The 21604-nt window shown below is 37.1% G+C and carries 19 protein-coding genes and 3 pseudogenes; 9 read left to right on the top strand and 13 right to left on the bottom strand.

Annotation, left to right across the window (positions count from 1 at the left end):
* Positions 1-9: 9 nt before the first annotated feature.
* On the top strand, positions 10-1758 hold the full coding sequence (locus STRIC_RS11280) for a glycoside hydrolase family 13 protein (RefSeq protein ID WP_008090732.1): 1749 nt from the start codon (positions 10-12) through the stop codon (positions 1756-1758).
* Between the two features lie 65 nt (positions 1759-1823).
* On the opposite strand, the gene dltD is transcribed toward STRIC_RS11280, so the two are convergent.
* The 5 genes from dltD to STRIC_RS11255 are packed head-to-tail and all read right to left on the bottom strand — an operon-like array spanning position 1824 to position 6279.
* A complete protein-coding gene (gene dltD, locus STRIC_RS11275; RefSeq protein WP_008090751.1) occupies positions 1824-3080 on the bottom strand; it encodes a D-alanyl-lipoteichoic acid biosynthesis protein DltD in 1257 nt (418 codons plus the stop codon).
* A complete protein-coding gene (gene dltC, locus STRIC_RS11270) occupies positions 3073-3312 on the bottom strand; it encodes a D-alanine--poly(phosphoribitol) ligase subunit DltC (RefSeq protein WP_008090553.1) in 240 nt (79 codons plus the stop codon). The genes dltD and dltC overlap by 8 nt, the downstream gene beginning before the upstream one ends.
* A 17-nt stretch (positions 3313-3329) precedes the next feature.
* Positions 3330-4589, bottom strand: coding sequence for a D-alanyl-lipoteichoic acid biosynthesis protein DltB (gene dltB / locus STRIC_RS11265; protein WP_008090837.1), 1260 nt, complete (start codon positions 4587-4589; stop codon positions 3330-3332).
* On the bottom strand, positions 4586-6124 hold the full coding sequence (dltA, locus tag STRIC_RS11260) for a D-alanine--poly(phosphoribitol) ligase subunit DltA (protein WP_008090662.1): 1539 nt from the start codon (positions 6122-6124) through the stop codon (positions 4586-4588). The genes dltB and dltA overlap by 4 nt, the downstream gene beginning before the upstream one ends.
* 11 nt (positions 6125-6135) lie before the next feature.
* Positions 6136-6279, bottom strand: a complete 144-nt coding sequence (locus STRIC_RS11255) for a teichoic acid D-Ala incorporation-associated protein DltX (protein WP_008090654.1) — start codon at positions 6277-6279, stop codon at positions 6136-6138.
* Between the two features lie 281 nt (positions 6280-6560).
* On the opposite strand from STRIC_RS11255, the gene STRIC_RS11250 reads away from it, so the two are divergent.
* Positions 6561-7424 (top strand): IS982 family transposase, encoded by an 864-nt coding sequence (locus STRIC_RS11250; RefSeq protein WP_008090783.1) that lies wholly within the window; start codon positions 6561-6563, stop codon positions 7422-7424.
* Between the two features lie 37 nt (positions 7425-7461).
* Here the strand turns inward: STRIC_RS11250 and uvrB are convergent, their stop codons facing one another.
* On the bottom strand, positions 7462-9453 hold the full coding sequence (gene uvrB / locus STRIC_RS11245; protein WP_008090739.1) for an excinuclease ABC subunit UvrB: 1992 nt from the start codon (positions 9451-9453) through the stop codon (positions 7462-7464).
* 188 nt (positions 9454-9641) lie between these two features.
* Here uvrB and STRIC_RS11240 point away from each other — a divergent pair, with 188 nt between their 5' ends.
* The 4 genes and pseudogenes from STRIC_RS11240 to pnuC all read left to right on the top strand — a co-directional run bounded on the left by STRIC_RS11240 (position 9642) and on the right by pnuC (position 15247).
* A complete protein-coding gene (locus STRIC_RS11240; protein WP_008090526.1) occupies positions 9642-11819 on the top strand; it encodes an ABC transporter substrate-binding protein/permease in 2178 nt (725 codons plus the stop codon).
* Complete coding sequence (locus tag STRIC_RS11235) at positions 11819-12559, top strand: amino acid ABC transporter ATP-binding protein (protein WP_008090828.1); 741 nt, start codon at positions 11819-11821, stop codon at positions 12557-12559. The genes STRIC_RS11240 and STRIC_RS11235 overlap by 1 nt, the downstream gene beginning before the upstream one ends.
* Before the next feature lie 344 nt (positions 12560-12903).
* A pseudogene (locus tag STRIC_RS11230) lies at positions 12904-14423 on the top strand (ATP-binding cassette domain-containing protein).
* Positions 14424-14549: 126 nt separating this feature from the next.
* Positions 14550-15247 (top strand): annotated as a pseudogene (gene pnuC, locus STRIC_RS11220) (nicotinamide riboside transporter PnuC).
* Between the two features lie 65 nt (positions 15248-15312).
* Here the strand turns inward: pnuC and STRIC_RS12500 are convergent.
* Genes STRIC_RS12500 through STRIC_RS12020 form a run of 3 tightly spaced genes read right to left on the bottom strand, consistent with a single transcriptional unit; the run spans position 15313 to position 17018 of the window.
* Positions 15313-15471, bottom strand: a complete 159-nt coding sequence (locus tag STRIC_RS12500) for a hypothetical protein (protein ID WP_008090586.1) — start codon at positions 15469-15471, stop codon at positions 15313-15315.
* Between the two features lie 52 nt (positions 15472-15523).
* The gene (obgE, locus tag STRIC_RS11210; protein WP_008090468.1) at positions 15524-16837 is read right to left on the bottom strand and encodes a GTPase ObgE; all 1314 of its coding nucleotides are present in this window, start codon (positions 16835-16837) and stop codon (positions 15524-15526) included.
* 52 nt (positions 16838-16889) lie between these two features.
* Positions 16890-17018, bottom strand: a complete 129-nt coding sequence (locus tag STRIC_RS12020) for a DUF4044 domain-containing protein (protein ID WP_008090477.1) — start codon at positions 17016-17018, stop codon at positions 16890-16892.
* A 176-nt stretch (positions 17019-17194) separates the two neighbouring features.
* Between STRIC_RS12020 and STRIC_RS11205 the strand changes: the two genes are divergently transcribed.
* Positions 17195-18436 carry an aminopeptidase gene (locus tag STRIC_RS11205; protein ID WP_008090733.1) on the top strand — a complete coding sequence of 414 codons (1242 nt, stop codon included), beginning with the start codon at positions 17195-17197 and terminating at the stop codon, positions 18434-18436.
* A gap of 68 nt (positions 18437-18504) precedes the next feature.
* Positions 18505-19422: pseudogene (locus STRIC_RS11200) on the top strand (magnesium transporter CorA family protein).
* A gap of 64 nt (positions 19423-19486) precedes the next feature.
* Here STRIC_RS11200 and STRIC_RS11195 read toward each other — a convergent pair.
* Positions 19487-20215: a pseudouridine synthase gene (locus STRIC_RS11195; RefSeq protein ID WP_008090674.1), complete on the bottom strand. Its 729-nt coding sequence runs from the start codon at positions 20213-20215 to the stop codon at positions 19487-19489.
* A gap of 215 nt (positions 20216-20430) precedes the next feature.
* Positions 20431-20580: a hypothetical protein gene (locus STRIC_RS12495; RefSeq protein ID WP_008090691.1), complete on the bottom strand. Its 150-nt coding sequence runs from the start codon at positions 20578-20580 to the stop codon at positions 20431-20433.
* 93 nt (positions 20581-20673) lie between these two features.
* Here STRIC_RS12495 and STRIC_RS11190 point away from each other — a divergent pair, with 93 nt between their 5' ends.
* On the top strand, positions 20674-21033 hold the full coding sequence (locus tag STRIC_RS11190; protein WP_008090473.1) for a thioesterase family protein: 360 nt from the start codon (positions 20674-20676) through the stop codon (positions 21031-21033).
* Between the two features lie 67 nt (positions 21034-21100).
* Here STRIC_RS11190 and STRIC_RS12820 read toward each other — a convergent pair whose 3' ends face one another.
* Positions 21101-21289, bottom strand: coding sequence for an N-acetyltransferase (locus STRIC_RS12820; protein WP_008090749.1), 189 nt, complete (start codon positions 21287-21289; stop codon positions 21101-21103).
* A gap of 3 nt (positions 21290-21292) precedes the next feature.
* Positions 21293-21604: a hypothetical protein gene (locus STRIC_RS12815; protein ID WP_234944221.1), complete on the bottom strand. Its 312-nt coding sequence runs from the start codon at positions 21602-21604 to the stop codon at positions 21293-21295.

Genomic DNA, 21604 nt, shown 5'->3' with positions numbered 1-21604 from the left:
TATTTATTTATGAACCGTGCAGCAGTTTATCATCGTCCCGAAAGTGAAATGGCCTATCTCTATGATCAAGATACCATTCATTTAAGACTTAAAGTTGCGAAAGACGACGTTTCTCAAGTAGAAGTCATCAAAGGAGATCCCTATTTAATTGATGACCAAAAATGGTACCGAAAATCCGAAAAAATGTTCTTAAGAGCTAGTACCGAAGATGCTGATTATTATCAAATCGCTATTAATGCTGAATTTCGTCGCCTTTCTTATATTTTTAGAGTTATTTTCAATTCAGGCGAGTCCATGCTTTATACAGAGCACGGTTTGGTAGAGGATGATGATAGTAACCTGTGCTCAGCAGGGCACTACTTCCGCTTCCCATTTATGCATGCTGCTGATCAATTCTATGCCCCTCAATGGGTAAAAGATACTGTTTGGTACATTATCTTACCTGATCGTTTTGCTAACGGTGATGCTTCAAATGATCCAAAAGTGACTCAAATTTGGGATAGCCTTAGAACACCGCATTATAGCGATTTCTACGGTGGAGACCTACAAGGTATCATTGATAAATTGGATTACTTAGAAGAGTTAGGTATTAATGGGATTTACCTCTGTCCTGTCTTCAAAGCAGCAACGCATCATAAATATGATACCATTGACTATTTTGAGATTGACCCACACTTTGGTGACAAAGTTCTCTTCAAAGAATTAGTCGAAGATTGTCACAGACGTGGTATTAAAGTTATGATGGATGCCGTATTTAACCATATCGGCACAGCCTCATACCAGTGGCAAGATGTCTTACGAAATGGCGAAAACTCTCGCTTTAAGGATTGGTTCCATATTAACCAATTCCCTGTCTCTTTCACTAATAACTGTGTGGATGGTCAATGGAATACCCGTGCCACTTACCATATGTTTGCTTTTGTCGAGCATATGCCCAAGATGAATACGGCAAATCCTGAAGTGCGTGATTACCTATTATCAGTTGCCCGTTATTGGATTGAGCATTTTGATATTGATGGCTGGCGATTAGACGTGGCCAACGAAATTGATCACGCTTTCTGGAGAGAATTCCGCAAAGTTTGTGATAGTGTTAAAAAGGATTTCTATATTATGGGGGAAATCTGGCATAGCTCTCAACCTTGGTTAGAGGGGGATCAGTTCCACGCTGTCATAAATTATGCCTTTACAGATTGTATTTTGTCCCATTATGCCTATGGTAATATCAGCTTATCTCAAATGATTGGTGACATCAATCGTCAAAGCATGCTATATCGTGAGCAAACTAATCAAGTCATGTTTAACCTTTTTGCTGCCCATGACATGCCTAGATTGATTGATCTCTGTGGTAATAATAAAACCCTTATGCGATTTGTTTTGGCCTTCATGTACCTTCAAAAAGGCTCTCCTGCTATCTTTTATGGTGATGAGTTAGGCCTGCTTGGCGGTCAGGACCCAGATTGTAGACGTTGTATGCCTTGGGAAAAAGAATTACAGGATACCTCGCTTCATGATTTCTATCGTGACTTAATTTCTCTAAGAAAAGAATATAGCCAACTCATTAGTTTAGGAGAACTTAAGATTACTCAATTAGATGACCAAAAGGATCTATTAAACTTTGAGATCACTTTAGAAGATCAAAGCATTTCAGCTATTTTCAATGCTGGTGAAGATTACTCTTGTCACATTTCAAATGCCCTATTAGCAAATGAATATGATGGTCATAACCTAAGAAAACACGGCTTTATTATCTATGCTTAAACACAAAAATCTCTAATAACTCACGCTTGATTTACTAGAGATTTTTTAATTTTTAAAAAGCAAGACTAAAAATGACTTTCCAACTTTTTGGTTGCCCAGTCCTGAGAGTAATAATAGGGATCTAAATCATACTTGGGATTAGGACTATCATTTTCTAAAAATGGTTGAACATGTTTATCAAATTCTAGCCAACCATTCCAACCGATGTGAATGGTATCTTGCATAAAATAATTCTCTCCACCGAATTTTGAGAAATCAGCAATCCGATGAAAGCCTTGTGATTTTAATTGGTACTTTATCTTACGCACAGCTTCTTGATATTTAGTTTGATTGAGTCCTGTATAGTCTGCCCAGGCTTTGTTAACTGGAGTGATAACAAAAAGAACTTGCGTTTTCTCTTTAGCAAACTCAGAGAGGACTAATTGAAAGTCATTGTATTCTGGAGAGGCAATGTAGCTATTGTGACATTGAAAATTCTTATAAAAGTCATACTGAGGGGCTATACGCTTACTATAAAAACTATTTTTTATTCCAAAACGGTTATTATTTGTAGCTAATGCACCTCTTTTTGTAGCTAACTCATTTAAGCGCTCATATGAAAATTTCTTAGGAAGACCCAAAACACGGGGCATGATCTTCTGCTCAAAATTTGAGGATTTTCCTAAAAAACTAAAGAGAGACTCTTCCCTCAAAAAGACTTGATACTGTAGTTTTAACAATTTGTAGTCCCAATCTGATAAAGACTGTCCTTGACTTATTTTCTTTAAGAGATCAGATTTAGAGACTCCAGGATTCAATGCTAAAAGACGGTTAGCAGCAAATCGACTCTCCTCATCATTTTTAGCTTGCAAAAGAAAAGCAATGACTTGACTGTTAGATAGGTACATTTGTACTGCTCCAGCATTGATTCCTTCTGGAGTGAACCATTGTGGTGAAATTACAAAGACAGCCTTTTTATTCTTGATATCACCTGCAATTTGTTGCATGCCATAATATTGAGATAAGGAAGCTGACCCTCGCTTACCAATCAAAAAAGGACGATAACTTCGATGATATTTTTCCGCTAAAACAGAAGGATGCATACCATCCATACGACTCCACTCACTAGAACCAAAAAAAGGAACAAAACGATGCTTTGGATCAGATAAGGCTTGGCATTTGATCAATCCATTTTTAAAAGAGCTATCTGAAATAGCGACAGCATTTGACTTTTCTTGGGATAATGAATAGTTTAGTTTTGTCGGAAAACTAAAAATCGTGATTAAAACCAAGCAAATAGCTATCACTAACGGTCCCAGAAGTAAGAAGAGCTTTTTAAGCATCTTGTAATTCCTCAATACCTTGAATAATCTTATTAGCCGTATTCCAATCATCACGGCCAAATTCTGAAATTGGGACTTTAATATTGAAAGTGGATTCTAATTCAACAATCAATTCAACCGTTCCCAGACTATCTAGGACTCCTGCATCAAAGAGATCCTCATCCATCATATCTGAAACATCTTCCATAAATAGACGATCAAACAATTCAATTACAGTTTCTTTAATAGACATTTTACTGACTTCCTTTATTAGTGTAGTGGTCTGCCAAACCAGAGATCATTTAAGAAACCTGAGAATAACAGAAGTGAAAACATGACAACATGAAATGTAATGACAATCGCTAAGAGGTGAAAAGCTTTACTTTGAAAAAGAGGCTTCTTACCCATTTTTTTACGATTGCGATTCCATCCCTTCTTTTGACGTATCCACGCATCATTGATAATTAAACCAAGTCCGTGAAAAAGGCCATAAGCGATATAATACCAAGTTAGCCCGTGCCAAAATCCCATGACTAACATATTAACAAGATAAGCAAAACCAGAGGTAACATTGCGATTTTTAAAGATTTTATGTTTAATGAGAAAATGAACCAAACGCATAAAGAGATAATCTCTAAACCAGAATGAAAGGGTCATATGCCATCTATTCCAAAATTCTTTTAAATTTGGTGCTAAAAAGGGGTTATTGAAGTTTTCAGGTGTTTGAATTCCAAGTATATAAGAAATCCCAATCGCAAACATGGAATAGCCTGCAAAATCAAAAAAGAGATTTAAGCCGTAAAGATACATAACATATAAGGTTTCTTTGTTGAAGATTCCTCCCACCATCAGCGCTTTTGTCTGAACAATAGGTAAAAGTAAACTTCCTAAACAATAAGAGATAATATGCTTATAAAGAAAACCCAACATTATAAACATCATTGCTTTATTAAGCATGATCAGATACTGTTCACGATTAGGTAAATGCAAGTAATCATTTTGAAAGCGTTTATAGCGATCGATTGGCCCACTTGAAAAAGTAGGCAAAAATATCATAAATCTGAGATAATCTCGTAGCCTAAAGTCCGTCAGCGTACCATCACGCATCTCAATAATCATACCCAAACTTTTAAAGGTTAAGTAAGAAATCCCTAAAAAACTAAAAAGCATCTGAGTGGGATTACTTGGAATGATCGGCGTCAATTTCACGCAAATTAAAGGAAAAAGACTGGCTAAAAGACTCAGATAAAAAACATAGCTGGCATTTAATTTTTTTCGATAAGCTTTATAGGAAAAGACCACTAACGTTTGCCACAGTAAGTAAATCATAAAAGCAAAAAGTTGTATGAAATGGTCGCCACCAAACATGGCTAGAATAAAGAGTAGACTAACCATTGTCTCATACAAGGGATAACGTTTTTGCCTAAAAATACCGATAACAACTGGCAAGAAGGCTAAAATAAGATAGACAAAATAAATAGGATTCCCGTAAGGTTCCATATAAGGAACAAAATCAAATAACGAAATCATCGATTATTAACCTCATTGATAAGGTTTTTGATGTCTATCTTACCATTAGGTGTTAGTGGCAAGCTATCTCGATAGATAAATTTCGACGGCATCATATAAGACATCATATGATCTTTAACACTTTCTTTAATAGCCTTCGTTATCTCAAGGTCTCTCTCAAACTGCTCTCTAACTCCCTCTTTTAAGACCACATAAGCTAACAAATTTTGTACCTTATGTTCTTTATTATATCGTGGTACGGCTACTGCAGACTCAACAAAAGGAGATTGGTTGAGTTGCTGAGAAACGTCTTCAAGTTCAATACGATAACCAGCATATTTGATTTGGAAATCCATTCGACCACCATAAAGAAGCATCTGATCTTCTGTCAAAGAGCCTAAGTCTCCGGTATGATATGCTGGCATCCCCTTGAAGGTAAAGAAAGCTTCAGCCGTTTTTTCTGGATTATTGAGATAACCTTTTGAGACTGCTGGCCCTGTTACAATAATCTCACCTTGTTGACCGGCTTCCAAGACTTCACCAGCTTCATTAATAATAAAAGTTGGCGAATCTGGTTTCGGATACCCAATAGGTAGTCGCTTATAAGTGTCAAGCATCTCTTTTGTGATAGCAATGGCAGAAAGAGCTACTGTAGCTTCTGTCGGTCCATAGGCATTGATGATATTAGCATCAGGAAAACGGGCAAAGAGTTTTTTTGCTGTCGAAACGGTTAATTCTTCACCATCAAAGTAAAAGTGAGTGAGGTTGGGCATCTTTTCTTGACAGAAATCATCACTTAACATAGCCATATCTGCAAAAGAAGGTGTGGACGTCCAGATACCTACTGGCAACTTAGCAATGGTCGAAAAAAGCGCTCTGAAGTCTGAAACCAATTCTTTAGGGAGTGCAAACAAAGTCCCTCCTAAAGCTAAGGTTGGCGCCCAATACATCACTGATAAATCAAAGGAATAAGGGGGTTGCGCTAACATTTGAGGTCGTTTAGGAATATTAAATTCCTTATCTTCAATCATCCAATTGGTAAAACTCAAAAGGTTGTCATGAGAAATTTGAACACCTTTAGGTTGTCCTGTTGTTCCAGAAGTAAAAATAATATAGTAGTTATCATCACCTTTAACAGGAGACTTTATCTCAAAAGGCGTTTCTTTAGCCTTTTCAGAGGCAATAACCGATAACGGAATCACACGGGTATTGTCTACTACAACTGGCAAGTCTTCAATAGCAATGATTAAGCTTGGTTGTGCAATACTAATAATAGAGAGTAGTCTTTCAGGAGCAGAATGAACATCAACTGGAATATAAGCATGTCCAGTCTTAGTCAAAGCTACAAAAGTCGCTAACATGTCATAACTTTGAGCTCCAAAAACTAAAACAGGTGACTTCTCTTCTATTCCCAATTGTTCAATAAACGAAGCTATACTGTCAGAATCTTTTTTCAACTGTCCATAAGATTGGCGCTCTCCCAAGCAATCATATACTGGAAAATCAGCCTGTATCTGCGCAAAATGCTCCACTCTTTCAATCATATCCGTAATCATTAGACAATCTCCTAAAATTCATTATAAATAAAGTTACTTTGACCATGACCAAGGTATCCAAAGAAATAGACCAGCAACATCAAAATCAGGTAAAATAAGATTGTCTTGCCTATAAAAACTGACAACTCTTTTACTGTTGATTTATTTTTTTCCATATTTTACCTTCTTGTATTAGTGAAATAATGTACTCAAAAATTCTACTCGAAAAAAGTTAACTTGACAAGTTAAAACTTAAAATATTAAAAAGAAAATTTTTTTAATCAACTTCTTTTTTTGGAATTTTTTAGACATCTTTCAATAAGCTCTCATAACTAGTGTACTCACTTATCTTAAATTTTTCTTAATTATACCCGTGGTGCTAGTTAATCTCAAAATACAATAAAAAGCCCAAAAGGACTATACTGTAAGTGCCTACACAAACAGGAGGTTAGTCCAAATGAGCCACTTACAGTATACAGCTAAATCCCATCACTTACAATGGAATATGCGTCAATTATCAAAAATTTGTTCTCAGTTTTATCAAGATTATTGTCCGGAAGACTTCAAACACCGTCGTAACGTCTGTCTGTCCAAAGTTTCAGACCAATCTCTTCTAGTTTTACTGCTATTACAAGCTGAACTAGGTATTAAATCACAACGTCACTTTTATAGGATTTGTCAGCTATTTCCCTGCGGTACATTACTAGAAAGAAGTCGCTTTAATAGGCGTGCAAGACGGTTGATTTGGCTGGTTCAAGTGATTCGTCAGGCAATGAACACTCAAATTTCTCCCAATACCATTGTTATTATAGACAGCTTTCCTTTGCCACTTTGTCAATCTATTCGTAACCACAGGGTCAGACTTTTCAATGGGATAGCTAATATTGGTTACACCGCCTCTAAACATATGTGGTTTTACGGTTTTAAGGTTCACATGCTAGTGACCTTATCAGGCTACATTCTGAATTATGTTGTCAGCCCAGCCTCTGTTCATGATATTAAGGCAGTTTACGAGTTGCTAGAAAGGTGTGAACAATCCGTCATTTTAGCAGACTTAGGTTACCTTAACCGTGAGCTGAAAGATGAGTTGAAGCAAAATGGCTATCACCTCTGGACTCCCTTGCGTCAAAATATGGAAGGGGCTAAACAGCATAATCATTGGAAACTAATGGCTATGAGACGAACCATTGAGACTAGATTTTCAGAACTTTGTTCCCTTTTTGATATGGAACGAACACTGGATAGGGGCATGACAGGGCTGCAATTGAGGATTGAACAAATCATACTAGCTTACAATTTGAGATATTTTGAAATTAACTAGCACCATGGGTTAATTATCTATTTTATTAAAAAACAAGTTAATCCATGGCTTTTAATTCCAAAATCATATCTCTCATTTGAGCAGCCAATTCAAAATCAAGTAATTCGGCTGCTTCTTGCATTTGTGTTTGTAACTTCTTAATAGCAGCTTGTCTTTCGGTCTTAGTCATGCTTTCATAGTTAATCTCTGTTTCTTCAAGTCCTGCTTCTGCTACCTTAGAAATACTGATAAGGTCACGAATGTCCTTTTTGATAGTCTGAGGAATAATACCATGTTTGGTATTATAAGCCATCTGAATCTCACGACGACGAGCCGTTTCATCCATGGCACGCTGCATAGAATCAGTAATCTTATCCGCATACATGATAACATGACCTTCAGAGTTTCTAGCGGCACGCCCAATGGTCTGAATCAAGCCACGTTCGTTTCTCAAGAAGCCTTCTTTATCCGCATCAAGGATGGCTACCAAACTAACCTCTGGCACATCAATACCTTCTCTAAGCAGATTAATCCCAATTAAGACATCAAAAACGCCCAGACGTAAATCTCTGATAATCTCCGTCCGTTCGAGTGTCTTAATATCACTATGCATATACTTAACCTTGACATCCATTTCTTTTAGGTAGTCAGTTAAATCTTCTGCCATTTTCTTAGTTAAAGTAGTGATAAAAGTTCGTTCCTGTCGTTCCACACGTTGATTAATTTCTCCTAAAAGATCATCCATTTGCCCCATGCTTGGACGAACTTCTACTTCTGGATCCAAAAGACCCGTTGGTCGGATAATCTGTTCGACTATTGTATCTGTTTGAGACATTTCATAATCTCCAGGAGTTGCTGAGACATAAACAATTTGGTGAACATGACTTTCAAATTCTTCTCGTCGCAAAGGACGGTTATCTGAGGCTGATGGCAAACGAAAACCATAGTCAACTAGCATTTGTTTTCTGGCTTGGTCACCATTATACATGCCTTTGATTTGCCCCATTGTCATGTGACTTTCATCAATCATAATTAAAAAATCTTCTGGGAAGAAATCTAACAAAGTATAAGGAGGTTCGCCTGCTGACCTGCCATCCATATGACGGGAATAGTTTTCGACACCATTGGTATAACCCATTTCCCGTAACATCTCGATATCGTATTCTGTCCGTTGTTTCAGGCGTTGTACTTCTAAGAGTTTTCCTTCAGCCTCAAACAATTTGAGTTGTTCTTTAAGTTCTGCTTGAATCTTAGCAATAGAAGCCTCCATATGCTCATCATTTGTCACGAAGTGAGTGGCTGGAAACAGAACAATATGATCAACTTCTCCTAAATTCTTTCCTGTCAAGCTTTCGATTTCGCGAATCCGATCTATTTCATCTCCAAAAAATTCAATTCGAAAAGCGTGTTCATCTCTTGAAGCCGGAAAAACCTCTACAACGTCACCGCGAACACGGAAACGTCCCCGTTGAAAATCAATATCATTGCGTTCAAATTGGATATCAACCAATTGATTTAAGAGTTGGTCCCTAGAAATTTCTTGACCAGGTCTAAGGGATACGGCCGAATCCGCATACTCCTTGGGTGAACCCAAACCATAAATACAAGAAACTGAAGCAACGACTATCACATCATTTCGTTCTAAAAGTGATGAGGTTGCAGAATGTCGTAGTTTATCAATTTCATCATTAACTGATGAGTCTTTTTCGATATAAGTATCACTTGATGGGACATAAGCTTCTGGTTGATAATAATCATAATATGAAACAAAATACTCAACAGCATTATCTGGGAAAAATTCTTTAAATTCACCGTATAATTGTCCTGCTAAGGTTTTATTGTGAGCAATAACTAAGGTTGGTTTGTTGACCTTACTAATAACCTGACTCATGGTATATGTCTTACCAGTACCAGTAGCTCCTAAAAGAATCTGAGCCTTCTCACCACCGTCAATGTTTTCTACCAATTCTTCGATGCCTTGTGGCTGATCACCAGATGGCTGGTATTTTGAGACCAGCTTGAACTCTTTGTCTGTTCGTTTATCTATCATATTGTAATCCTCTACCTATTAATACTCCTTATTTTATCACAGTAGGCAAGGAAACTCTGAAATTAACTGTTGAGCAAATCAGCATTTTGATGTAAGGTTTTATAACATGAAACACCAAATAAGTTGCTTCTATGCTAAATTTCTGCTATAATGAGACATATTTTTTATTTTTATATAAGGAGACTCGTATGACACACAAATTAAAAGCAGTGTTGCTTGCAATGCTATCATTCATTCTGATGACTGGGAGTATGGCAAGCGCAGAAACAATTGACATTGTTTCTGACACAGCATATGCACCATTTGAATACAAAGATTCAGACCAGGTTTATAAAGGAATTGACGTTGATATCATCAATGAAGTGGCTAAACGCCAAGGATGGGACGTTAACATGTCTTTCCCTGGTTTTGATGCTGCTGTCAATGCTATTCAATCGGGTCAAGCTGATGCCTTAATGGCAGGTACTACTATTACAGAGGCTCGCCAAAAAGTTTTTAATTTTTCAGACCCCTACTACGATACCAAAATCGTTATTGCCACTAAAAAAGCTAATCCCATTAAAAAATATAGCCAGCTAAAAGGCAAAACTGTTGGGGTTAAAAATGGTACTGCTTCTCAAGCCTTTTTAGATAAGTACAAATCAAAATACGGTTACTCTATCAAAACGTTTGATACAGGAGACCTCATGTATAATAGTTTATCAACTGGCTCTATTGCTGCTGTCATGGATGATGAACCAGTTATTCAATTTGCCATCAACCAAAATCAAGATGTCGCTATTAACATGAAAGGTGAAGCTATTGGTAGTTTCGGATTTGCTGTTAAAAAAGGAAGTGGCTATGATTACTTGATTGATGAATTCAACGAAGCTCTAAGCCAAATGAAAGCTGACGGCACTTATCAAGAAATCATGACAAAATGGTTGGGCAAAGATGCTAAAGCTACTACCAGAAAAGCTACCGGCGATGCTTCTGCAAAGGCTATGCCTCAAAAAGAGACTTACAAAGTCGTTTCAGACTCTTCTTTTGCTCCCTTTGAATTTCAAAATGATAAAGGACGCTATGTTGGTATTGACATGGACCTGCTAAAAGCAATTGCTAAACAACAAGGTTTCAATATTGAAATTAGCAATCCCGGCTTTGATGCTGCTTTGAACGCTGTTCAATCTGGACAAGCTGATGCTGCAATCGCTGGAATGTCAATTACACCTGCACGTCGAGAAATTTTTGATTTCTCTGATTCTTATTACACTTCAAATATCTTACTAGGAGTTAAATCCGGAAGTTCAATCAAGTCCTACAAGGATTTAAAAGGTAAAACAGTAGGTGCCAAAAAAGGTACTGCTTCATATGATTTCCTTGAAAAAAATAAAGACAAGTATGACTATCAATTAAAAGCATTTGATGAGGCTTCATCAATGTATGACAGCTTGAACTCAGGTTCTATTGCTGGTCTAATGGATGACGAAGCTATTTTAAAATATGCAATTCAACAAGGTCGTAAATTTGAAACCCCGATTAAAGGAGAGCCCTCTGGCGAATATGGCTTTGCTGTTAAAAAAGGTGTGAACCTTGAGTTAATTGAGATGTTTAACAACGGATTAGCTGCTCTAAAAGAGTCTAGCAAATACGATGACATCATCAACAACTATTTAAATTCTAAAGAACCATCAAGTACTGCTGAAAAAGCTGTTGATGAATCAACCATTGCCGGTCTACTTTCTAATAACTACAAACAATTATGGGCTGGTCTAGGAACAACACTAAGCTTAACCCTTATCTCGTTTGCTATTGCTATGATTATTGGTGTTATTTTTGGGATGATGGCTGTTTCACCTTCAAATAGTTTACGACTTATTTCAACAATATTTGTTGATGTTGTTCGTGGTATTCCCTTAATGATCGTTGCAGCTTTTATCTTCTGGGGCGTTCCTAATTTAATTGAAAGCATGACTGGTCAACAATCTCCAATTAATGATTTCCTAGCAGCTACTATTGCTCTTTCATTAAATGGGGGAGCTTACATTGCTGAAATTGTTCGTGGTGGTATTGAAGCTGTTCCTGCTGGACAAATGGAAGCGAGTCGAAGCCTTGGATTGGGTTATAGCACTACCATGCGTAAGGTTATTCTTCCTCAAGCTGTTAAGCTTATGTTACCAAACTTCATAAATCAGTTTGTTATTTCCCTAAAAGATACGACTATCGTATCTGCTATCGGACTTGTAGAGCTTTTCCAAACTGGTAAAATCATCATTGCAAGAAACTACCAATCCTTCCGTATGTACGCCATTCTTGCAATCATTTATTTAATCATGATTACACTCTTAACACGACTTGCAAAACGTTTAGAAAAGAGGCTTAACTAATGGCAGAATTAAAAATTGATGTTCAAGATTTACACAAATCATTTGGACAAAACGAAGTTTTAAAAGGTATTGATGCTAAATTTTATGAGGGTGATGTGGTTTGTATTATTGGCCCATCTGGATCAGGAAAATCAACCTTCTTACGCACTCTAAATCTTTTAGAATCTATTACTAGTGGAAAAGTTGTGGTTGATGGTTTTGAACTATCAGATGCCAAAACTAACATTGATAAAGCACGTGAAAATATCGGAATGGTTTTTCAACACTTCAATCTTTTCCCTCACATGACCGTTCTTGAAAATATCATGTTTGCTCCTGTAGAACTAGGGAAAGAAAGTAAGGAAGCTGCCAAAAAACATGCTCTTGCTCTCCTTGAAAAAGTTGGTTTATCAGATAAAGCTGACGCCCTTCCTGGCAGTCTTTCTGGAGGACAAAAGCAACGTGTGGCCATTGCTCGAAGTCTTGCAATGAATCCAGATATCATGCTCTTTGACGAACCTACTTCTGCTCTTGACCCTGAAATGGTTGGGGATGTCTTAAACGTTATGAAAGACTTGGCCGAACAAGGCATGACCATGCTAATTGTCACCCATGAAATGGGGTTTGCAAGACAAGTTGCTGATCGCGTTATCTTTACAGATGGTGGTCAATTCTTAGAAGATGGAACACCTGAAGAGATTTTTGATCACCCTAAACACCCACGTCTCATTGAATTTTTGGACAAAGTCTTAAACGTTTAAAAGCAAATCAATTGATTTGCTTTTTTGATTTATTAGGATTGATTTGTTATAATGAAAACGATAACAATGTGGAGGTAAAGGAGCATGAACAACTAAGAAACAAAAACAGGTAATCACTTTATCGAAGTTTTGGTTTTTTAGTGCGCTCTTTGACGTCTTTTAAGAATCTCCTTTTTTGGAGAGGTTTTTTGAGTGAACTTGAATAAATCCCACTCTCATAAACTCTAGCTACGACATACGTTTTTAACGAGTGCTTGTGAAAAAGTCGCAAACTTGTCATTACTCTTATTATCAAGAGAAAACAGTATCACGTTATTAACGTCTCTTATATTAAGGAGGTTTTTATGTTATTAATAGAACGATTAACCCTGACACATCGAAAAGACATGCATTTATTGATTAATGATTTATCCCTTGTCATCAACCATGGAGACAAGGTAGCGCTTATTGGAGAGGAAGGAACTGGTAAATCAACCTTGCTCAAAGCTATTGTAAGACCAGAAGAAATCTCGTCTTACACCTATCAAGAAGGAAGAATTGATAATAATTTTAATAAGACTGCTTATCTACCGCAAGAATTGACGACAAAAGAACTGCAACAAGAAGTCAATGACTTTCGCTACCAAGATGTTTCCTATGAAAATATTGACTATAACTTGCTCTATCAATTGGCTGGAGAATTTCGTTTAGATTTAGATACTATTTTAAAGCATTGTTTAACCCTTAAGTCACTCTCTGGTGGTGAGCGACTTAAAATTCAACTCATCAAAATACTATGCCAGGATCCTGACTTCTTACTTTTAGATGAATCTTCAAACAACCTAGATATGGAAAGTTTATCCTGGCTCACACATTTTATTAAAAAAACCAACAAGAGTGTCCTTTTTATCTCTCATGATGAAACACTCTTGACTCAAACAGCTACAAAAATAGTGCATTTAGAGCAAATCAAAAAGAAAAGTGGGGCTCAAGCTTCCGTAGCTAATCTTGATTACAGCAGTTATAAAGAAAAAAGACAAGACTCATTTATCAAACAAGAACAAAAAGCCAATAAAGAAAGGCAAGATTATCGTCAACAATTAGCCAGAATTCATCGTATTCATCAAAGCGTGGAACACCAGTTAAGGGACACAAAAAGTGCACCTGCTGGACGACTCTTGGCTAAAAAATGAAAAATATCCTATCCCAAGAAAAAAGACCAGCAAAAGAAGCTAAACAATTCACTGAAATACCCAATCACCCCGATGCCATCACTCTTTTCTTTAATACTATTAAACCTTTTTCTGCCAATCAATTTCTTATCAATTGGGATCATAAATCCTTACGAATCCCTAATCAAACTAAAGCCATCCCCATCAGTCTAGCCATTAAAGGTCAAGATAAAATTTTTATTACAGGGCAAAATGGCATTGGAAAAAGCACCTTATTAAAGGCACTTCGTGCTGATTTAAGCTCTCAAAAACAGATACCATTGGCCTATATCCCACAATCGATGGATGAGCTTTTAAGAGATGATAAAACAGCTCTTGAATGGCTTGAGCCTTTTTGCGACATCAATAAAGCGCAAGCCTATTTAGCAAGTTTATCATTTACTTTCGATGAGATGTCTCATCAAATCAACCAACTTTCTGGAGGTCAAAAGGCAAAATTACTGTTAGCCACTATGGTTTTATCAGAAGCCAAACTATTACTGTTAGACGAGCCCACAAGGCACTTCTCCCCAACCTCGCAAGAGGCTATTAGAAAGCTTCTCAGAGACTTCCCTGGTGCTATGGTTAGTGTATCACATGATAAGGCCTTTATTGATCAGGTGGCTACTAAAGTTTACCACCTGACAAGTAACGGGCTAGAACCTGCTTGGTAATTCCTTCTCTAGTTTTAAAAAACTATGCTACTTTAGCTTAGCTCCTTAAAGGCATCTCTTGGAAAAAGCTTAGCCTTTAGGAAATGGACTATTGACAGAAGTGACCACCTGTGTTTGAATAAAGGTATGACTTTTTTATCCTATTTTACCAAAATGGAATGGGCCCTCTGGTTAGGCTCAATGACTGTTATTCTCTTAACTAACTTAATTTTTGGTTACCAATCACCACTAGCCTTAATAGCTTCATTAATAGGCATCACTTCTTTGATTTTTAATGCCAAAGGAAATCCAATAGGACAAGGTCTTGTTATCCTTTTTGCGACTATTTATGATTTCTAAACAGTTACTACGGTGAATTAATGACCTATACCCTAATGACCCTTCCTATGGCTGTTTTTTCGCTTTACACTTGGCTTAATAACCCTTTTGAAGGAAATAAATCTCAAGTCAGTATCTCTAGATTAGAAGCTTCTGATTGGTTGCGATTAGCACTATTAACTAGTGGAGTAACTTTTGTTTTTTATTTTATCTTAGCTTATTTTAACACTGCCTACTTGTTGGTATCTACATTTTCTGTAGCAAGCTCTTTTGCAGCTGTTTATCTAAGTTATCGACGTAGCCCATTTTTTGCCTTAGCTTATGTTTTAAATGATGTGATTTTAATTCTTCTTTGGCTTTATGCCGCTCAAACAGATATTAGTCAGTATGCTTTAGTTATTTGTTTTTCAACCTTCTTAATTAATGATATTCATACCTTTATCAATTGGTTAAAACTTCGAGCCATGCAAGAAAAGCATCGCTTACAGCAAAGAGTAACAATTTAAATTACTCTTTTAAATTAAAAATAATTTCAAAAAAAGACAGCCTATAACAGCTGTCTTTTTATTTCTTAGAGATTATCTTTTTTTAGTTTTTCACGTTCCAAGCGAAGACGCCTATTTGGATTTAAGTGATTAAATAACTCCTCTAACTTCTCTACATTCCAAACATCCGCAGCAGATACAAAATGACCATCTTTGTCTCGAAATGATATTGGCTTATCTCCCATTATAATCCTCCTAAAACATGGATATTATCAGTTCATTCATTGTTGAAAGTGTTTAATCAACAAATTCAAATTCAAAGTTGCCGATTCGAACAATATCACCATCTTTGGCACCACGCTCACGAAGCGCTTCATCAACACCCATTCCACGCAATTGACGTGCAAACTTCATAATAGATTCATCACGTTCCATATTTGTCATGACAAAGAGACGTTCTAGTTTTTCACCAGATAAGACCCAAGCGGCGTCATCATCACGTGAAATTTCAAACTCTTTTTCTTCTCCCGAAAAACCATAATACGCTTCTTCGTCAACCAAATCTGTTTCGTCATACAATAAGAACTCATCTGTTTTAGATAGTAGTTCAGCAGTCGCTTCTAGCAAGTTATCAAGACCTTGATGAGCTAAACTAGATATTGGAAAAATCATTGGTAACTCATCGAATTCATCATATTGAGCGGCCAATTTTTCTTTGAAGGCTTTTAGGTTCTCTTTAGATTCTGGCATATCCATTTTATTGGCAACAATAATCTGAGGACGTTCCATCAAACGAAGGTTATAAGTTTCTAGCTCGTTGTTGATGGATTGGTAATCTTCAAAAGGATCACGGCCTTCACTGGCTGACATGTCAATGACATGTAAAATAACCCGAGTCCGCTCAATGTGTCGAAGGAACTGAGTTCCTAGGCCAACACCCTGGCTAGCTCCTTCAATCAATCCTGGAAGGTCTGCCATGGCAAAGCTATCTCCTGATTTAGTACGAACCATCCCTAAATTAGGAACAATGGTTGTAAAATGGTAAGCTCCGATTTTAGGTTTTGCTGATGATACCACACTCAAGAGAGTTGATTTTCCAACTGAAGGGAAGCCGACTAAACCTACGTCTGCCAAAATTTTCAATTCTAATTCTAACTGACGTTCTTCTCCTGGCTCGCCATTTTCTGCAATTTCAGGAGCCGGATTTCGAGGAGTTGCAAAACGGATATTACCTCGGCCACCACGACCACCTTGAGCAATTACAAACTCTTGACCATTTTCCACTAAATCTGTGATCACTTTACCAGTCTCAGCATCACGAACAGTGGTACCTTGGGGTACAGCAATAATCAAATCTTCTGAACCACGACCATGCATGCCTTTAGTCATGCCTTTTTCGCCAGCTTTTGCTTTAAATTTGCGGTTATATCGAAAATCCATAAGGGTGCGTAAACCTTTATCTACTTTAAAGATGACCGATCCCCCCTTACCGCCATCACCGCCCCATGGGCCTCCATTTGGGACATATTTTTCGCGACGGAAGGCTACCATGCCATCACCACCACGTCCTGCTTGGACGCTGATTTTGGCGGTGTCTAAAAACATACTCATACTTTACACTCTAACTTTCTCTTATTTTAAAAAAACGCCTTTCAGCGTTTTCTTACATCAATACTGATAGGGCACTCATCACAAGGCCACCAACAGTTACAAGGACCATTAAGATAACAACAAACATTGTCACTTTTTCAAATGTTGTTTTTTTGCGAGGTCCATTTTCTCCAAATGCCACGTTTCTACCTCATCTATTGATTTTTTCTTATTATATCTTATCATGAATAGCTACATTACGCAAATATCTTACTAAAGATTTGATAACTTCTTTGGTAAGTTCAGTTTGGATTTCCTTGAGTATTATGGCTAAATATGGTAGATTAGAATTTACAAAATACTATTTAGGAGACTACTATGGTTTTACCAAATTTCGAACACAATCTTGAAAAATACGCTAATCTTCTTATCAAAAAAGGCGTCAATGTGCAAAAAGGACATACCTTGTTAATTGCCATTGCTGTAGAACACCATCAGTTTGCCCGTCTGTTGACAAAAAAAGCTTATGAAGCTGGAGCTGCTGAAGTGGTTGTTGATTATACAGATGATGCCATTACGCGCCAACGTTTATTACATGCTGATGAAGAACGTCTCCTAAATGTTCCTGATTACGTTGTGCAGCGCTCTCGCTACTTCTTAAGTAAAAACACCAGTCGTTTAGTGGTTCGCTCATCTGATCCTAATGCTTTTTCCGGAGTTGATTCTGATCGTTTATCTGCCTCTACACGCGCTATTTCAGTCGCTCTAGAAGAGCAGCGTGCAGCAACACAAGCTAACAAAGTAAGCTGGAACCTGGTAGCTGCTTCAAGTCCTGAATGGGCTGCCATGGTCTTTCCAGATTTAGATAGTCAAGAAGAACAAGTCGATGCTCTTTGGGACGCTATTTTCAAAATGAATCGTATCTATGAAGAAGATCCTATCAAAGCATGGGATGATCATCAAGAAAAGTTAGTCTCAAAAGCTAAGATTTTAAACGACTATCAATTTGATGCTCTTCACTATATGGCACCTGGTACTGACTTAACCCTTGGTATGCCTGAGAATCACTTGTGGGAAGCTGCTGGTAGCGTCAATGCCCAAGGTGAGGCTTTTATTGCCAATATGCCTACTGAAGAAGTCTTCTCTGCCCCTGACTATCGTCGTGCAGATGGCTATGTCTCATCAACCAAACCACTCTCTTATGCTGGTGTTGTCATTGAAGACATGACCTTTACCTTTAAAGACGGCAAAATCGTAGATGTCACTGCTAAAAAAGGCTTGGAAACCATCAAACGACTTGTAGAAGAAAATGAGGGTGCTCGCTCACTTGGTGAAGTTGCCTTAGTTCCTCATAAGACACCAATTTCCTTATCTGGACTAACTTTCTTCAATACCTTATTTGATGAAAATGCTTCAAATCACCTAGCTATTGGCTCAGCTTATGCCTTCAACTTAAAAGGTGGGACAGAAATGTCTAACGAAGACCTCAAAGCTGCTGGCTTAAATCGCTCAACTACCCATGTAGACTTTATGATTGGTTCTGAAAATATGGACATTGACGGCATTACCAAAAATGGCAAAGTTGTTCCAATTTTCCGTGGTGGTGAGTGGGCCCTCTAAAATTGAAAATATCATCTTAAGCCAGATTTATACTGGCTTTTTTTCACCCTTAGTTTTATAATGTGACTATGTATTATCAATTATTAAAAAAACTGACAACCTCAAGTTTTGATCAGGTACTTACAGATGCTTCTCCTTTTGTGGCTGTTCTTCAACCAAGTGAGTGGTTAGAAAAGAAAGAAGCCTTTAATATTCCTATTGACATGGAGTTTCGAATTGATTCTGCTAGTTCGACAAAAGCAGAAGTTAATAGTGATGCTTTGACAGGAACTTTTAAAATTCCAAATCGTAAAGACTTATTAGGACCTGCCATTGATTTTTCTTTTGTGCTAACTGATCGTGGGATAATCTTTATTGACCAACATGATCATGCCTCTGATTTAATGGCCAGTATTGAAAAAAGTAAGAAATGGAAAACGCCTAGTTTGGAGCGATTTCTCTATGATTTTTTAGAAACCATTATCAAAGATGACCTAAGCTTACTTTAAAACTACGATAAAAACTTAGATGTCATAGAAGCTAGTGTCTTAGATGGCAACACTCATAGCTATCAAAGAGATTTAAATCTTATGCGCAGAGAATTAACTAAACTTCACCTGCATTATGAACAGCTGATTGATTTGGCACAAGAATTCTATGAAAATGAAAATGACTTTTTTGCAGAAGAAAACCTCCGCTTTTTCCATCTTTTTTCGTCACGGGTCAGTCGCTTAGAATCGATTGTTTTAACCCTTCGTGAAAGCATTGTTCAGATTCGTGAATTGGCGCATGCCCAGCTGGAAATCAGACAAAATAAAATCATGACAATCTTAACCATCGTCACTACCTGTTGTATGCCTTTAACTATTTTAGTTGGTTGGTATGGGATGAACTTTAAGTATATGCCTGAGTTATACAACCCTCTAGGCTATCCAGCAGTTATCATTTTTGCGCTCTTCATTTTTATTTCAGCTATTTCCTTTTTTAAATATAAAAAATGGTTATAACAGTTTACTAAAAAGCCCCCTTTCCTAAAGTAATGGGGGCCTTTTATCATCTCTTGAAAGTTTTTTAAAGATGATCACAACAAGGAGATAATGATCGTAATTCATCTTTACTTAACGGTCGGTATTGACCCTTGGCTAACTGCGAGTCTAATACTAAGGGCCACATAGTGATACGTTGTAAATCAATCACTTTCTTGCCACAAGCAGCTACCATTCGCTTAACTTGGTGAAATTTTCCCTCTTTAATCTGAATCCTAACTCGGCAAGTGGCATCCTCTTCATCTTTTGATAGAATCTCAAGTCTAGCAGGTAAACAGTGATGGTCTTTTAGACTAATCCCCTTGGCAAAGTATTCCTGATCTTCACTAGTCATAATACCTGACACCAGGGCCACATAATCCTTACTAACATGCTTTTTGGGAGATAAGAGCTCATGGGCTAATTGACCATTGTTTGTTAAAAGAAGGAGGCCGTGAGTATCTTTATCTAAACGCCCAACAGGAAAGACTGATTTTTTCTTAGCATTGTCATCTAATAAATCAATAACTGTAAGCTCATTGGCGTCTTCTGTGGCTGAGAGAAAGCCCGCAGGTTTATTAAGCATATAATATACGAACTTTTCATAACTTAAGTGCTGTCCTTGGTAGGTGATTTGATCATTTAGGAGATCTACTTGGTATTTTGGAGACTTTTCTACAGTTCCATTGACCAAAATTTGCTTTTTCTTGAGTAACTCTTTAACCTGACTACGACTTCCTATGTCAGCATCAGCCAAAAATTTATCTAAACGCATTTTCTTCCTTTTCTATTTAGCATAGGTTTTTACCAACCAAGCTATTATTATTTTAAGAACCTTCTCGGGTAAGGCTTGATCATAAACACTTTGAACCCATGCTTGCTAAAATCAAGCTCTGGATAGAGCTGTCGAAAAACTTCTACAACTTCTGGTCCTATATAAACATTAGCATGTGCCTTATAGGCCTGAAGATGAATCAGGTAAGTTCCTTTCTAGTAAGATGGCATGGACCAAGCTAAGCCTTCTATCGTATCTTCTGGAAGATGAGATACAATCATATCTCTTAAGGCTTTCAAAAAATCTTGGTGAGCTTGTGGGGCTAGTTCGATATAATGTCTGACAGCTTCACGGTCTTCTTTCATCAGGATATCTCCTTTTTCTCCATTTAGTATACCATAAAAGACAGTTAAAAAAGGACTGAAAGCCCTTTATATATTATAATAAGGAGGGCTTTTATGTCTATTTATTCTCAAATCTATGAAACAAGATCAGAACACTCCGCTAAAGCTATGGGATCTGGCGGTTTAGAGGTTCTGGCTACCCCTGCTCTAGTAACCTTTATGGAAAATGCTGCCTTTCTATTTGCTCAAGAACATCTAGAAACTGGCTTTACCACAGTAGGTAGTGAAATGGCCATTCAGCATATATCCGCTTCTTCTATTAGTCAAGCAGTCACAGTTGTTATTACAGCACTAAAAGAGGAAGGCCGTAAATACGATTTTAGGATTGAAGCCTTTGTGGAAGAAAAATTGATTGGTAAAGCTTGTCATACTCGTGTTAGAGTTGATGGTCAAGCTTTTATGGACAAACTTTAAAAAGAACAATTAAAACTAGCTCAAGCATCCTTTTATCAAGGTTTTGCTTAGCTAGTTTTCTTAATTCTTAAATGAGATCTATTTCATAATATTCGACCTCTATACCAATTTTGTCACTAGGGTGATAATATTCGATACCTCTCTTAATCAAGCGTGTAAAACCCCATTTTTGATAGATGGCTTTTGTCCTGGTTTCTGAAGGTTCTACTCCTAAACTAACTGAAGTATAACCTCTGGCTTTTAAATCTTCTAACATAAATTAAACTAATGTCGAAAAATAACCCTTTCCTTCTTCATCAGGTGTGGTCCGAAATGCCATAAGATAGGCTTTCTTTTGATCAATAAGACCTTGGGCATTTTTAATGCCTTTGGGACTAAAAACAGCTGTTGCTTCAGTAATAATTTTTCCATTCAATATACCATAGTAATACTGTCTTTGTTCCTTTTCAACAGCATCAATAAACTCTTCTTTCCATCTTACCCAATTAGGGTCATGAGGATGAGTGGAAATTTCTTCTTGCCATTTGACAAGCATCTGCTCTTTGTTTGCTACACAGCAATAGTAAGTCAT

It is taken from the genome of Streptococcus ictaluri 707-05, from assembly GCF_000188015.2.
GTDB classification, from domain to species: Bacteria; Bacillota; Bacilli; order Lactobacillales; family Streptococcaceae; genus Streptococcus; species Streptococcus ictaluri.
This window is presented reverse-complemented; position numbering and strand designations above follow the sequence as displayed.